The sequence below is a fragment of the Ercella succinigenes genome (genome assembly GCF_900002895.1).
This window is the reverse complement of sequence record NZ_CDHP01000030.1, coordinates 1-15330: the sequence shown is the minus strand read 5'-3', so window position 1 is coordinate 15330 and position 15330 is coordinate 1. Positions and strand designations below refer to the sequence as shown.

Sequence of the window (15330 nt, the reverse complement as noted above, 5' to 3'; positions counted from 1 at the left end):
ATTTCTCAAAAAATCTAATCAATTACGTCTGCGCCAGGCAGCGGGGTAAAGATTTTTCAAATTACCCTGCTGTTGCAATTTTGAATATCCTACAGGATATTTATCAAGGCAGATTATTAAATAATCACCGGCTTTTATGTCCTCTGACTGATCATTTTTAACTACAAAGGCCTGATCAACAGACAATGTTTCTCCTCTGAGATATTTATACAATAAGCTATCTTCACTGTCCAATTGCCAGCAAAACTTAAAATCCTCAGACTTCATTGTCAAAAACCAGCCATGGGCTGCTTCAAAAAGTATTTTTCTGCCGGCATTAATACTCTTGTAAGATCCAAGATATATACCGGTTTTAACAAATTTCAGTCCCGAAAGTTCCGGTGTTTCAGGAGGGAGAAGATGCAGATGGTCATTGTGAAGTCTGACTTTCCAGTTAAGAAATAAACGGTTCATTTTTTCTTTACCTGTTTTACTGAGTATATTATCTGACCATTGCTTCCAGATATCCAAAGCCTTTTCGACATCACTAATTACTACTGTTTTCTTAATTGGTTTTTTCCTTGTATTTTTGCCAGTTGAATCAGGTATCACATATGGCACATTATTTTCTTTTCTTTTTTGCAGCAAAGCACAATAATGGCCGTCACCTTTTGTTATATGAGGCCATATTCTGGCAGTTGAAGCTAATTCCTGATTATTGTTATATGGCAACCCTGGTGAAAGGTAATTGCCTTTCACAGGGATTATTTCATAATCGGTGTGTTCTGACAAAAACTGATTAATCATTGCTTCATTTTCTGCAAGCGAAAAAGAACAAGTTGAATATACAAGATAACCTCCCGCTTTTAGCATTTTATCAGCAGATTTAAGAATATCACGCTGCAGCGGTACACATTGTTCTACACCGTATTTCTCCCAACTTGCGGCCGCATTATTGTCTCTCCTGAACATTCCTGAACCTGAACAGGGAGCGTCTACAAGAATTCTGTCAAAAAAGGCAGGCAGATTCTGCTCCAGACGCTCTGGGGTTTCATTTGTAATAATACAGTTGCAACAGCCGATCAACTCAACATTTTTTAGCAAGGCTTTTGACCTGTCAGCAGAAATTTCATTAGCCCAAAGCAGCCCTTCACCTTTGAGATCTGCCGCAATTCTAGCGGTTTTACCACCGGGAGCAGCACACAAATCAAGTATTTTTTCACCAGGTTTAGCTGTCAGAACCATAGCAGGTAACATTGCACTTGGCTCTTGTATGTAAAAAAGTCCGGCATGATATGCAGCCGTCTTACCGGGGTTTGAATCCTGCCGCAGGTAAAATCCGTCATCACTCCAGCTTACTTTGCGATCAATATAATCGGCACCCATTATCTCTATCAGTTTTTCAGGAGATAATTTAAGAGTATTCGCTCTAAGTCCTCTCTCTGGCTCCGTATTTAATGCAGCAAAAAAATCAACAACAGAATCAGAGATCTGATACTGTTGCCAAAGTTGTTTCATTTCTTCTATAAAAGCTTCTGGTAAAGGCATAACCAACTCCTACTTAATTTCTCTTACAAAGACAAATAGTCACATACAGAATAGATTAATCTTTTGAAAGTTTCCTCAGAAAAAGGAGATGCTATTCCCGACTCTTCCAGCTGATACAAAAAAGTTCCATCATTTCCTCTGTGACAAAGACGTTTATAGCGTCTTACAGCCTTATCTTTATCCTTGCGTGCAACAGACCAGAGATCCATTGAAACAATATGTGCCAGAGCATAATCTATATAATAAAAAGGTGCAGTAAAAATATGTTCTTTTTTCTGCCATGCACCACCAGAATCAAACCAAGAATTATCGCCATAGTCTATGTCCGGCTGATACATTTTTTCAAGTGTGCGCCAGCAGCTGTGGCGCTGCTCTGGTGACATTTCAGGATGCTCATATATCTCATGTTGAAAATGATCAACCAGACAGGCATACGGCAAGAACAATAACGATTCAGTCATATGAATCATTGCCGCTGTTTCTGTATCATCTCCGAATATATCTGTGAGAAGCGGCATAGTAAGATACTCTAATGCAGTCGAATGAATCTCACATATATCCATAGCAGGTTTTTGATCTTCATAAACTTTCATTGAAGGTATGCTGGATAAACTGGCATAGGCGTGTCCTGCTTCATGTATAAGCGTAATAATATCATTTGCTGTCTTTGTAGCATTAGACAGTATAAAAGGAAGTCTCTTTGTATAAAGAGTGGAACAATACGCTCCTCCCGCTTTGTCAGGCCGGGCATTCAAGTCAATATAACCATAGTCATCAAGCAAAGTTAAATATGAAGGCTCTTTAAGCAAATCGGCAATTTTCTGTCCTGTAAGCTTAACCCATTGATTCCTATCTGCCATAGGAACGGGATTTCCTTCCGGTAAAAGACAAGGCAAATCCCAATAATACAAATCAGAAAGCTTCAAACGTATTCTTTGCAATCTGCGTATTTCCTGACAAACCGGTACAACATATTTACGTACTGATTCACGAAAAGCAGCAACTTCCTGTTTGCCGTAATCAACACGTCCCATACGATAATAGCCCATTTGCGAAAAATCAGTATAACCCAATTTACGGCTCATGCGGTTACGCACACTAACCATTTGTGAAAAACACTTGTCAAGCCAATCATGCTCATTTTCAAAAGCATTATTGAGAGCAGTGTGAGCAGCTCTGCGAAGACTAGCATCTCTTGACTGCAATATAGGCTCTATCTCCGATAAAGTATATTCTCTACCGCCGATTGAAACTCTCATTTCTGATATTTTCTGAGTATAAGCCGTTTCAAGTCGGTTTTCTTCACTAAGATCCCCCAGATTTCTTTCCTGAACAGTTTTATGAAGCCTGTCAGCCTCTCTGATCAGACTATCTCCAAGTTCTTTCTCAATACTTTCTGAGAAACGCGAATCAAGAATAGCAGCATATGTGGTCTGTGTCCACTGATCAACCTGTGCCTGTGCCTGGTCAAAAAAGCTCACTTCGGTCTGCCAGAAAGTATCCGACATCTGAAGATCATGCTTTATTCTGGCAATGGCAGCACAAGTCGCAAAATCAAGCAAAGGCTGCTGCAGTTCTTTAACAGCATCGATTGTTGCATGTGCACTCATCGAAAGCCTTAATCTTAAACGGCAGCGTCTAAAAGCATCCGACAATTTTTTCATATCAGGACGCATATATTCAATTCTGCTAAAATCAGTCAAATTATCCGGCAAATTTAGAAGGCTCATATCAAAACCACCGCTTACATACGCTCAACAGCCTGTATGCCAAGCAGCTCCAGGCCAGTCCTGATAGCAATACATACAGATTGCAGCATCGATAATCTGGCAGCACATAAAACAGGATCTGTTGTGCCCAGTATAGATTCATTATGATAATATCTGTTAAATGCCCTTGCCAGATTAATGACCTGGCGCAGGAGAATATATGGCTCATTAGCAGCTGCAGCACGCTCAACAGCCGAAGCAAAGCCATCAATAAGTTTTGCCAAAGCAAACTCATCATCACTGCCTAGTCTGAGGAAAACTTCATCCGAAGGATTTTCGTCAATACGGTTTTCAAGAGCAGCTTTTCGCAAAATACTTTGTGCTCTGGCATATGTATAAAGAACATAAGGGGCAGAATCACCTTCAAAGTCAAGCATATCTTCCCATGAAAAAACAATATCACGCTCACGACTGTTCTTCTGAAAGGTAAAAAGAACTGCGGCAATACCTATTTTTTCGGCAATTTCGCCCATTTCCTGCTCAGCAAGGTTGGTTTGCCTTAATTCAGAATTAGCTTTTATAATCGAATATGTTTTGTCAACAGTCTCATCCAGCAGATTTTCAAGCAAAATAACATCTCCGCTTCTGGTAGAAAGTTTACGATCTGCAAATTTAACCAGACCAAAACCAACATGAACGCAATCCGAAGATTTTTCAAATCCTGCTTTATCCAGAACTGAAAACACCTGTTTGAAATGCAAAGCCTGAGGTGTTCCGACAACATAAATATTTTTATGAAAATTATATTCGCGGTCACGATATAAAACAGCTGCAATATCACGTGAAGCATATATAGTTGTACCGTCAGATTTAAGAATAATACAAGGTGGCAGGTCATATTCATCAAGCATAACAACCTGTGCGCCTTCACTTTCAATAAGCAGATTTTTGGCTTTAAGATCATCTATAACTGCCGGAATCTGACTAGAATAAAAACTTTCTCCATTAAAGTTATCAAACTCTACACCAAGCCTATCATAAACCAGATTAAACTCTTTGAGGCTTAAATCTCTAAAGCGCTGCCAAAGTGTTATTTCCGGCTCTTCTCCATTTTCAAGACGACGAAAATGCTCTCTGGCTCTTGTTTCAAGCTCAGGATCGGACTCAGCTTCATCATGAAATTTTACATATATTCTAAGAAGTTCATCTATCGGTTTTTCTAATAAAGCTTCCTCATCACCCCACATCTGATAAGCAGCAATAAGTTTACCAAATTGAGTTCCATAATCGCCCAGATGATTCATCCTCACTACTTTATAGCCCAAATGACTGTAAATACGAGAAAGAGAATTTCCCAAAATAGTGGTAAAAGCATGCCCTACATGAAATGGTTTGGCAATATTAGGTGAGGAAAACTCCACAATTACAGTTTTATCATTACCATCAGATGATTTACCCAAATTACTGCCTGCAATCAAAGTATTTTTTACTATGCCGGCAATATATGAAGAACGATTGACGAAAAAATTCAAATAGCCACCGGCCACCTCAGTTTTATCAATAAAATCAGCTCCGTCAAGCACATCGACTAATTCCTGTGCAATTACAGGCGGTGCTTTACGCATGGTTTTTGCCAGTCTGAAACAAGGAAAGGCAAAATCTCCCATATGACTTTGTGGCGGTATCTCAAGCCAGCTGTTTATTTGTTCAACCGGCAAATCGGTTCTTTTAGCCAGTGCACCAGCTATTTCCTGTCTGAAATCCATAGTTTTCCCCCTCGTAAATATCTTAAACATCATGTTATTATCTCATAAGAAGCAATATCTAACCAGATCTGATTCTAATCTTGTATAGATTGTTCATCAAGACTTCTATACTTTGCCATATTTTTGTATTAGAATCTAATACCATGGCAAAAACAATCCCTGGAGGAAAAAATATGAAATGCAACAAGTGTAAAACGGAAAATCCAGAAGGCAAAAATGTTTGTCAAAAATGCGGTGCTTTTCTTTATTCTACTTATCCCAATAACCGGGTGCCCATGACAGCAGAAGAAAAAAAGAAAAGACGCAAAAACATGTTCAAAGCAGGATCCCGAAGTTGTCTTTTCAGCATAGTAGCAATGATTGTTTTATTTATAGTACTTGTTCTTATATCATGGCTCATGGTCAGATTTCTTTTTACCGATGATTTCTTTGCCGCTGCAGGAGATATTTTAAATTAAATATCTCCTTCATCATACCAATCTGATTCAACCGGAATGAATCTTCTTTCTGGCAAAATATTGTCTACAGCCGCGGCTGCAGCAACGGCTCTTTCACATAAAGCAATTTGACAATCAAGTGCTACTTTCCCACGCCGGTCAACCCTTTGGTAATTTCCATCAGACTGCATAATCCTGCTTCTGTTTGTATCATTTAACTGAATGTCCAGAACATTCATAATTCTATTTCTGACTGAATCATCTTCAATCGGAAACAGAATTTCAACCCTGCGGTCAAGATTTCTTGGCATCCAGTCTGCACTTGATAAAAACAGATTTTCCTGACCGTCATTGTAGTAATAAAAAATTCTACTATGCTCGAGAAATCTGCCGATTATACTTTTTACTCGTATATTTTCCGAAAGACCAGGAACACCTGGACGCAAGCAGCAGATCCCGCGCACTATCAGATCAATCTGAACTCCTGCCTGAGAAGCTTCGTACAAAGACATAATTATTTCTTCATCAACAAGTGAATTTACTTTAGCTATAATTCTGGCTTTTTTGCCTGATCTGGCATGAATAGCCTCCTGCTTTATTCTCATAACAGTATCAGGACGCAGCCAATATGGTGCAGGAATAATTTTACGCCATGACATTGGTTCAGAATAGCCGGATAACATATTAAAAAAGGCGCTGGCATCATAACCAATATTTTCTGCGCAGGTCAAAAGACCGAAATCTGTGTAAATACCGGCTGTAATATCATTATAATTACCTGTCCCTAGATGCACATATCTTCTGATCCCGTCTTCATCACGCTTTACGATCAGAGTTATCTTACTGTGAGTTTTTAAACCTACCAGGCCATATATGACATGGCAGCCGGCTTTTTCCAGTTTTTTTGCCCAATGTATATTGTTTTCTTCATCAAATCTTGCTTTAAGTTCAACCAGAACCATAACCTGTTTGCCCATTTCAGCAGCTTCAGCCAAAGAAGCAATGATTGGGGATTGTCCGCTAACTCTGTACAAAGTCTGTTTTATTGCCAGAACAGTCGGATCTTTTGCAGCCGTTCTTATCAAATCAACAACCGGATCGAATTTTTCATATGGATGATGCAAAAGCACATCTTGTTTTCTGATTGAGGCAAAAAGATCCTCATCACAAAGCAAAGGACTTGGCTGAGCCTCATAAGGAGGGTAATACAAATCAGTTCGATCTGCCGGAGCTTTTAGTTTAAACAGCATAGTCAAATCAAGAGGCCCATTTATTTCATAAAGATCTTCTTTATCTATGGGCAGGAGTCTTATCAAAACATCAAGCATTTCCGGATCAAAATCCTCCTCAACCTCAAGCCTGATTACTTGACCCCACTGCCTCATTTTTAATTGTTTTTCAATGGCTTTCAACAGATCTGCAGCCTCTTCCTCTTCCAGATCCAGATCTGCATTACGCATAATGCGAAAACAACCTGAAGAAATTATTTTAACTCCGCTAAACAGATCCGCCAGATGCATGGAAACAATATCCTCAAGTAAAATATAACTGGTTTTGCCTTCATCAGGCAACAATAATAATCTTGGTATAACGGCAGGAATCTGAATGATGGCAAAATCTGGTTGCAATCTGTCTTCTTCATCCTTATCAATATCATCAGCATCTTCCGGACTTAGAAGCTCCGGCTTTTCGACCCGAACACAAAGGTTGAGAGATTTGTTTCCGATCAAAGGAAAGGGTCTGGCAGCATCAACAGCCATAGGTGTAATAATAGGATAAACAGTTGACCTGTAATAATCAGAAACAAAAAGCTGCTGCCTTTCATCCAGTTCATCAGGTTTAAGGATTCTTATACTTTGCTTTTGCAAAGCAGGCAGTAAAGCACGGTTAAAAGTAGAATACTGCTTCTGAACCATTTTATGAGTTCTTTTTGAGATAGCAGTTAACTGTTCTTGTGGTGTCATACCGGCCGGATCTGGCATGTTATAACGGGCATTTACAAGATCTTTTAAGGAAGCCACACGAATCATAAAAAATTCATCAAGATTAGAGCTGGTAATAGCTAAAAACTTAAGACGTTCCATTAGAGGATTTTGTTTATCTCTTGCCTCTTCCATTACTCTTTCATTAAATTCAAGCCAACTTAATTCACGATTCACAAACAGCTCACTTTTTTTAACAAGCAGTTCTTCGCCTGTTTCACTCTTGCCCGATATTTGAATCTTTTGCACTTTATCTGAATTTGATTCTTTTGACTTTGTCGATTTATCGGCAGTATTATGCTTTTTTAAATTCCTGCCTTTTTGAGGCTCCTGCTGCTTTTTCATAAATTACGCCGCCTCCTTAACTTTATTTTTGGCTCTATCCCAAATATTTTTCTGAACAAATCACTATTCTTATCCAAATTCCATTTTTCCAATGTAATATCACGATCAATATCCAAAGTAATAATCAGACTATCTTCTTCAACAGTAGCTTCTAATGCACTTAATTTTTGTTGATGTCCTGTATCAAGAGCATTAGCCATCCTGAAAAGCGCAATAAGTTTACATACATCCAGCCTTGTATCACTATTCAGTTCCATCAGGACAGAATCATTAAGATCTATATCTCCACTGTGGAATCTTGCTATAAGAGCAATTATCTGCTGTTCATAATGGCTTATACCTATTATTTCAGAAGCCATAATAATATGATAAGACCTGATAGTATGTCTTGACATGCTTATATATTTACCAATATCGTGGAGAATTGCAGCTGCTTGAAGCAATATCTGATAACGTACCGGTAACCGATGGAGTCTGCTGGTTTGTTTAAACAATGACAAAACCATTTTTTCAACTGCCTGTCCATGTGCCCTATCAGTTTTAAAGCGGCGGGCAAGATGTCTGCAGGCAGAAATAGTATCTTTGTCCGGGTCATGTTTCAATATATAGCGGCTGCGTTTTTGAGCAATTTCCAGCAACAGACCATCACAAAGATTAGCAGATGGTACATGTAATTCACTAACGCCGGTAAAAGAAAGAAATTTCTTTATTATCATCGCTGCCGGCAATAAAAGTGGCGTATGATCCGCCGGAATACCTTTATCCATTGCCAGATTAAGCGACTTGTTAGTTAATAAAGTCTGATAAAGTTTAATAAAATCATTAAGAGAAATAATTTGATATGCTTTGGGTGCAAATCCTGCTAGTTTCATTAGATAATGATTTTCTCCACCAAGTACAATCAAGTTGCGGTAAGTTGTGCCCTTTGGTTCCAGCATTCTGTAATTTTCCAGATCACCGGAAACATACTCAGCCATCAAACTGCCGAAATCTGCCGCCTGTCTCTCAAGATCAGATAAAATTTCTCGTACACGCAATGATCCCAAAAGCATATTCTGAGTAAAAACAAACTGACCTTTATCAAAAACAGATGCCTGAATACTACCTGCGCCTATATCAAGAATTAAAGTACCATTATTGATCATCTGTTCAAAATCAGGAATCATTTCAGAAACAGCCAGCAAATGATAATACCGTTCTTCACTATTGCTCAAAATGTCTATTTCCAAACCACTGCTTCTGTTGATCTGATCAAGAACAAATAACCTGTTCTCAGCTTCTCTGAAAGCACTTGTAGCAACTACACGATAGTTCTGAATCCGATACTCATTTATTTTGTCTGCGAAACCTGCCATTACTTCACTGCATGAAGTAATCAGAGACTGACTTATCTGACCACCATTATAAGTATCAGTCCCTATTGCCAAGGTTCTGCGGACAGTTTCTATTTCTTTCGGAGCATAATCCCGAGAGATTTCCGCAATTTTCAGATGTATTTCATGCGAGCCGACATCAATAGCTGCGGCAAGTTTTTTTCTGGTCATAAAAATCCTTTCATAATTTATTTCACAGTTAACTAGCTAAAAATCAGAGTTAAGCTTATCTATTCATCGCCAAAAATTGTTCCCAGTGCTTTTGCCGATTTAATAAGCAAAGAATCAAGCGGAACCGGTTTAAGCTTACCGGCAACTTCTGCCAGCGGTACAGGAATAATCTGATGATTTTGCTGACCCATCATCACACCAAAATTATTCTTTATAATTTGCTCGGCAGCTGCTGTTCCAAGAGAAGTTGCCAGAACACGATCATAAGGACTTGGCTGTCCACCACGCTGAAAATGCCCCGGTACAGTAACCCTAATCTCATGACCGGTTATCTCACCCAACTGATTAGCAAGCATATAGGAGACAGAAGGGCAATTCATATTTTCTCGATGCTTTTTAAATTCCTTCTTATTCATTTGAGCTTCCTGCTTTGATACTGCGCCTTCTGCAATTGCAATAATGGAGAATTTTTTCTTTTGACTATGACGTTTATCAAGACCTTTTATGATGGCTTCTATACTATATGGGATTTCCGGTATCAGAATAATATCTGCGCCTCCGGCAATTCCTGCATGAAGTGTAAGCCAACCGGCTTTATGTCCCATTAACTCAATTATAAAAACACGCCCATGTGAAGTTGCAGTCGTATGTATGCTATCTATTACCTGCGTAGCAATATTCACAGCACTCTGAAAACCAAAAGTCATCTCAGTTCCCCAGAGATCGTTATCAATAGTTTTCGGTAGTGTTATGACATTAAGACCTGCTTGAGACAGTTCATTGGCAGTTTTATGAGTACCATTACCTCCAAGAATAACTATACCGTCAAGCTTGAGTGAATTATATGTTTTTATCATTGCCTCAAGCTTGGTAGGACTATCATTATCTTCCAAATCCAGACGATTGTTCATTTGTTTGAACGGCTGCCTTGATGTACCTAGGATAGTTCCGCCTATTGTAAGAATGCCAGAAAAATCTCTAGGTTCCATTTCTTTATAATCACCAATCATCAGGCCTCTGTATCCATCAAGGAAGCCATATAGCTTAACATCAGGCATCGCCTCATAAAGAGCCTTGGCTACACCGCGCAAAGCTGTATTCAGACCCTGACAATCACCACCACTGGTAAGAAAACCATATTTTTTAGCCATAATGCACCTGCTTTCTTGAATCTATAGTGTCCTTATATAATACAACAAAGAAGCCTATTCTTGCATAATTGTTATTAGATTTTACATTTGAAAAAGTAGTATAATGCAATAGAGAAGAAAAAATCAGTTTGATTAGTGAAAGAGTAAAGATTTAAAGTAAAATTTGTGTTTAATAAATAAAACAGAAAGCAAAGAGGTATAAAATGTCGCAGGACACGTTAAATAAAAGAGATTTCAGACTTGCAGTTTTAATAGATGCAGATAATATTTCTCATAATAATATAAGGGGAATGATGGAGGAAATAGCCAGGTATGGTAATGCCACAATCAAGAGAATATACGGTGATTGGACAAAACCAAATCTAGGCGGCTGGAAAAATCTTCTGTTAGATTATGCCATTACCCCTATTCAGCAGTTCGGCTATACTGCCGGCAAAAATTCAACTGACTCTGCCATGATTATTGATGCTATGGATATTCTTTATTCAGATAAAGTAGATGGTTTCTGCCTTGTTTCGAGCGACAGTGATTTTACAAGACTTGCAACAAGACTACGGGAAGCAGGTCAGATGGTATATGGTATAGGAGAGCAAAAAACACCAAATGCATTTATAGCAGCCTGTGACAAATTTATTTATCTGGAAATACTTGAGCAGACAGAGACAGATGAAAATGAGGCAGATAATGCCGAAAGTAAACAAGCAGTAAAAAATGTATCTTCTCAGGAAAAGAGTAAAAAGAGTCTTAGCAAAATTAATCCTGCCGTAATAAAGCTGATTACTTCCACAATAAGAGATGCCGAGGATGAAAATGGCTGGGCATATCTGGGCGAAGTGGGTAATCTCCTATTAAAGAAAAAACCTTCATTCGACCCCAGAAATTATGGATATACCAAGCTTACACCAATGATTAAAGCCATTGGCAAATACGAAATTGATGCTCGTGATACAGGCAATAACAGTAAGCAGATTTATATCAGAATACGAAAATAATGTTTTTAATCAAGTTCAAAAACACCTGTATATAGCTGATAATACTTGCCTTTCTCAGCTATCAGCTCTTCGTGACTGCCTCGTTCAATAATTCTACCGTCTTCAAGCACCATTATGACATCTGCATTTTTTATTGTTGAAAGACGATGAGCAATCACAAAAACAGTACGCCCGAACATCAGCGAATCCATACCACGTTGTACAATTTCTTCTGTTCTTGTATCAATTGATGAGGTAGCTTCATCAAGTATCATAACCGGCGGATCTGCAACAGCAGCTCTGGCAATAGATATAAGTTGGCGCTGGCCCTGAGAAAGGCCATTGCCATCACCTGACAACACAGTCTGATAACCTTGCGGCAGCATTTTGATAAAACTATCCGCATTTGCCAGTTTGGCAGCCGCCATACATTCTTCATCAGAGGCCTCCAGATTACCATAACGGATATTATCCATTACAGTACCGGTAAAAAGATTTACGTCCTGCAAAACTATACCCAGAGATTTTCTAAGATCTGCTTTTTTTATTTTGTTAATATTTATACCATCATATCTGATTTTTCCATCTGCAATATCATAAAATCTGTTTATCAGGTTTGTTATGGTAGTTTTTCCTGCTCCTGTCGCTCCTACAAAAGCAATCTTCTGTCCTGGTTTAGCATATAAACTTATATTATGTAAAACCAGCTTATCCTTGTCATAAGCAAAATCAACATCGTTGAAATGAACTTCACCTTTCAGTTCGGTATATTTAACCGATCCATCCTGCTGTGGATATTTCCATGCCCATATCTCAGTTTTCTCACTGCTTTCAACAATTTTATCATTTTCAAATTTTGCATTAACAAGAGTTACTATGCCATTATCTACTTCGCTTTCCTTATCCATCAAATTAAATATTCTTTCAGCACCTGCCAAAGCCATAATGACAGCATTAAGCTGCTGTGAAACCTGAGCTATAGGATTAATAAAACTTCTTGATAATTGCAAGAAGGAAGCTATAACACCAAGAGTTACAACACTTACTCCCGTCAAACTAATATTTGTTACCCCTGAAACAACCAGAATACCACCAATCAAGGCAAGAAGAACATAAAGAACATGCCCAAGATTGCCCATAATAGGCATCAAAATATTTGCAAAGGTATTAGCCTTGGCAGCATTTTCAAAAAGCTCATTATTCCTGGCATCAAAATTTATTTTAGCTTTCTTTTCATAACCAAAAACCTTAACAACCTTCAAACCATTTATCATCTCTTCGATATAACCGTTAACACTTCCCAGAGACTTTTGCTGTTCAATAAAAAATCTGCTGCTTTTGCCTGCTATTGTCTTAACAATTCTTAAAACAATAATAACAAATAATCCTACTATCAAAGTTAGCCAGAGACTAAGATAAAGCATAGCAAAAATAACGGCTACTATTGTCATTACAGAGGAAAATACCTGAGGCAGACTTTGTGCTATCATCTGACGCAATGTATCAATATCATTCGTATAATGACTCATGAGATCGCCATGTGTATTTTTATCAAAATATCCCACCGGAAGAGTCTGCATATGAGCAAAAAGCTCATCTCTTATTTTCTTTAATATTCCCTGAGCAATAACAACCATTATTCTGCTATAAATCCAGGCAGTTAATACGCCTATCATAAAAATTCCGGACATTATAATGATTGTTCGTAGCAGACCTGAAAAATCAGGAACAGATTCCAAAAGCAAAGGGGCTATATAATCATCAATTAAAGATTGCAAAAACAAGGCAGCAATTGCACTCGTAAAAGCACTGACTATGATACTTATAACTACAAGTACCATTTGTAATTTGTAACTTGTAAAATAAGTCAATAATCTTTTGATCGTATCCTTATTAAGTTTGGGGCTTGTTGACAAATTAACTGCAGCAGAAGATCCGGCACCTTTATTTATTGAATGTTTCACTGTCCAAGACCTCCTTTGTTCTGGGATTCAAAAACTTCCTGATAAATTTCACTACTATTAAGTAAGTCTTCATGTGTACCTGAATCCGATATAACTCCGTCTTCCATAACTATTATCAAATCAGCATCCTGTACAGACGATATTCTTTGCGCAATAATAATTTTTGTAGTATCAGGCAGATAAGTTTTCAACCCCTGACGTATTTTGGCATCAGTATCTGTATCAACCGCACTCGTAGAATCATCCATAATTAATACTTTAGGATTTTTTAACAAAGCTCGAGCAATGCAAAGCCTTTGCCTTTGTCCACCAGATACATTAGATCCACCCTGTTCAATATAGGTCTCATATTTGTCCGGCATTTTATCAATAAATTCCGAAGCTTGAGCGAGCTGACTGACCCTTCTTAAATCTTCGTCCGTAGCATCTTTATCTCCCCAGCGCAGATTTTCGCTTATAGTACCGGAAAACAAAAGATTTTTTTGCAGTACTACAGCAACCTGATCTCGAAGAACATCAAGATCATAGTCTCTCACATCAATGCCGCCTACTGTGACACTACCGGAAACAACATCATATAGTCTGGGTATTAGCTGAACCAAAGTTGATTTTGCCGAACCGGTAGCACCTATTATGCCGACGGTCTGGCCAGATTTAATACTTAAATTTATATTCTGCAAGCACATTTTACTGGCATCAGCAGAATAGCAAAAGCAGACATCCTTAAATAGAATATCGCCATTTTCCACTGTCATAACTGATTTTTCACCATTTTTCAGGTCACTTTTCTCATCAAGAAGTTCAGTAATTCTTTCAGCAGAAGCCCTTGAAATTATAATCATAACCAGCACCATTGAAAGCATCATCAAACTCATAAGTATCTGCATGGTATATGTAATAAGACTCATCAACTGACCTGTACTAAGTCCCAGGTCAGGATTATTTCCACTTATAACAATTGTACGAGCACCAAACCAGGCAAGTAGAATCATAGTTAGATACATGCAGAACTGAATCAAAGGCATGTTAAAAGCCAAAACTTTTTCTGCCTCAGAAAAATCATCATGTATATCTTTAGATATTTCCTTGAATTTTTTACTTTCATAATTTTCACGCACATAAGACTTTACAACTCTGATACCGTGAAGATTTTCCTGAACAGTTCGGTTAAGTCTGTCATAAGTTTTAAAAACACGTACAAAAACAGGATGTGCTTTTTTGATTATTATTAAAAGCCCCACTGTCAGAATAGGTATACATATTAGAAATATCATTGACAGCCTGGAGTTAATCCTGAATGAAGCAATTAGCGAAAACAACAGCATAAAAGGGCTGCGGGCAGCCATACGGATTACCATCTGATAAGCATTTTGAACATTAGTAACATCGGTTGTCAGTCTGGTAATAATACTTGAACTGGAAAACTTATCGATATTGGAAAAAGAAAAAGTCTGCACATTATCAAACATATCTTTACGAAGGTTGGCAGCAAAACCTGAAGAAGCTACAGCTGCACTTCTGCCAGCTACAGCGCCAAACAGCAAAGAGACAAAAGCCATTAGTAATAAACCCAATCCCAATTGCCAAACTACCGTCATATTACCGTCATCAATCCCAAAATCAATCATATAAGCCATCAAAAATGGAATAAGCACTTCAATAATAACTTCCAGCGTCACAAAAACAGGAGCTTTTATTGAATCTTTTTTGTACTCGCGTACACTTTTTAATAATTTTTTAATCATAATGTCCTATCCTTTATAATGTTTGAATATAATATGTTTACCTCTTGAAAAAAAACAATTATCATTAGTTTGAAAACATAAAATCATTATATTACCCTCTGCACAACAAAAATCAGCCACCAAAGGGCTGACTCTTAACATCTGTATTTCTTTATAATACTGTTCTTTATTTTAACATAATATAAAATA

Annotated in this window: 10 protein-coding genes; 2 read left to right on the top strand and 8 right to left on the bottom strand. The window is 37.9% G+C overall.

All coding sequences use genetic code 11. The annotated features are described in order from the left end of the window. Nucleotides 1–18 precede the first annotated feature (18 nt). Genes AC0KSB_RS07455 through argS form a run of 3 tightly spaced genes read right to left on the bottom strand, consistent with a single transcriptional unit; the run spans nucleotide 19 to nucleotide 5002 of the window. Nucleotides 19–1527, bottom strand: a complete 1509-nt coding sequence (locus AC0KSB_RS07455; protein ID WP_472307860.1) for an RsmB/NOP family class I SAM-dependent RNA methyltransferase — start codon at nucleotides 1525–1527, stop codon at nucleotides 19–21. A 23-nt stretch (nucleotides 1528–1550) separates the two neighbouring features. Continuing rightward, nucleotides 1551–3257, bottom strand: a complete 1707-nt coding sequence (locus AC0KSB_RS07450; protein WP_472307858.1) for a M3 family oligoendopeptidase — start codon at nucleotides 3255–3257, stop codon at nucleotides 1551–1553. 14 nt (nucleotides 3258–3271) lie between these two features. After that, nucleotides 3272–5002 carry an arginine--tRNA ligase gene (gene argS, locus AC0KSB_RS07445; RefSeq protein WP_472307856.1) on the bottom strand — a complete coding sequence of 577 codons (1731 nt, stop codon included), beginning with the start codon at nucleotides 5000–5002 and terminating at the stop codon, nucleotides 3272–3274. A 173-nt stretch (nucleotides 5003–5175) separates the two neighbouring features. Here argS and AC0KSB_RS07440 point away from each other — a divergent pair, with 173 nt between their 5' ends. Next, nucleotides 5176–5460 (top strand): hypothetical protein, encoded by a 285-nt coding sequence (locus tag AC0KSB_RS07440; RefSeq protein WP_472307854.1) that lies wholly within the window; start codon nucleotides 5176–5178, stop codon nucleotides 5458–5460. Here the strand turns inward: AC0KSB_RS07440 and AC0KSB_RS07435 are convergent. From AC0KSB_RS07435 to AC0KSB_RS07425, 3 genes are read right to left on the bottom strand one after another with little or no spacing between them, the layout of a single operon-like run. After that, on the bottom strand, nucleotides 5457–7766 hold the full coding sequence (locus AC0KSB_RS07435) for an RNA degradosome polyphosphate kinase (protein WP_472307852.1): 2310 nt from the start codon (nucleotides 7764–7766) through the stop codon (nucleotides 5457–5459). The two genes, AC0KSB_RS07440 and AC0KSB_RS07435, sit on opposite strands and share 4 nt — an antisense overlap. Further along, entirely contained in the window at nucleotides 7763–9310 is a 1548-nt protein-coding gene (locus tag AC0KSB_RS07430; RefSeq protein ID WP_472307850.1) for a Ppx/GppA phosphatase family protein, read from the bottom strand. Before AC0KSB_RS07430 ends, AC0KSB_RS07435 begins: the two co-directional genes overlap by 4 nt. A gap of 59 nt (nucleotides 9311–9369) precedes the next feature. Beyond that, nucleotides 9370–10461, bottom strand: a complete 1092-nt coding sequence (locus AC0KSB_RS07425) for a 6-phosphofructokinase (protein ID WP_472307848.1) — start codon at nucleotides 10459–10461, stop codon at nucleotides 9370–9372. 203 nt (nucleotides 10462–10664) lie between these two features. Here AC0KSB_RS07425 and AC0KSB_RS07420 point away from each other — a divergent pair, with 203 nt between their 5' ends. After that, nucleotides 10665–11453, top strand: a complete 789-nt coding sequence (locus AC0KSB_RS07420) for an NYN domain-containing protein (RefSeq protein ID WP_472307846.1) — start codon at nucleotides 10665–10667, stop codon at nucleotides 11451–11453. A 5-nt stretch (nucleotides 11454–11458) separates the two neighbouring features. Here the strand turns inward: AC0KSB_RS07420 and AC0KSB_RS07415 are convergent, their stop codons facing one another. Continuing rightward, entirely contained in the window at nucleotides 11459–13348 is a 1890-nt protein-coding gene (locus AC0KSB_RS07415; protein WP_472307936.1) for an ABC transporter ATP-binding protein, read from the bottom strand. Nucleotides 13349–13392: 44 nt separating this feature from the next. Continuing rightward, on the bottom strand, nucleotides 13393–15141 hold the full coding sequence (locus tag AC0KSB_RS07410) for an ABC transporter ATP-binding protein (protein WP_472307844.1): 1749 nt from the start codon (nucleotides 15139–15141) through the stop codon (nucleotides 13393–13395). Between the last annotated feature and the right edge of the window lie 189 nt (nucleotides 15142–15330).

Excerpts from the sequence above, each read along its gene's own strand:
- AC0KSB_RS07455 (WP_472307860.1), bottom strand. The coding sequence starts at position 1,527 with ATGCCTTTACCAGAAGCTTTTATAGAAGAAATGAAACAACTTTGGCAA.
- AC0KSB_RS07450 (WP_472307858.1), bottom strand. The coding sequence starts at position 3,257 with ATGAGCCTTCTAAATTTGCCGGATAATTTGACTGATTTTAGCAGAATT.
- argS (WP_472307856.1), bottom strand. The coding sequence starts at position 5,002 with ATGGATTTCAGACAGGAAATAGCTGGTGCACTGGCTAAAAGAACCGAT.
- AC0KSB_RS07440 (WP_472307854.1), top strand. The coding sequence starts at position 5,176 with ATGAAATGCAACAAGTGTAAAACGGAAAATCCAGAAGGCAAAAATGTT.
- AC0KSB_RS07435 (WP_472307852.1), bottom strand. The coding sequence starts at position 7,766 with ATGAAAAAGCAGCAGGAGCCTCAAAAAGGCAGGAATTTAAAAAAGCAT.
- AC0KSB_RS07430 (WP_472307850.1), bottom strand. The coding sequence starts at position 9,310 with ATGACCAGAAAAAAACTTGCCGCAGCTATTGATGTCGGCTCGCATGAA.
- AC0KSB_RS07425 (WP_472307848.1), bottom strand. The coding sequence starts at position 10,461 with ATGGCTAAAAAATATGGTTTTCTTACCAGTGGTGGTGATTGTCAGGGT.
- AC0KSB_RS07420 (WP_472307846.1), top strand. The coding sequence starts at position 10,665 with ATGTCGCAGGACACGTTAAATAAAAGAGATTTCAGACTTGCAGTTTTA.
- AC0KSB_RS07410 (WP_472307844.1), bottom strand. The coding sequence starts at position 15,141 with ATGATTAAAAAATTATTAAAAAGTGTACGCGAGTACAAAAAAGATTCA.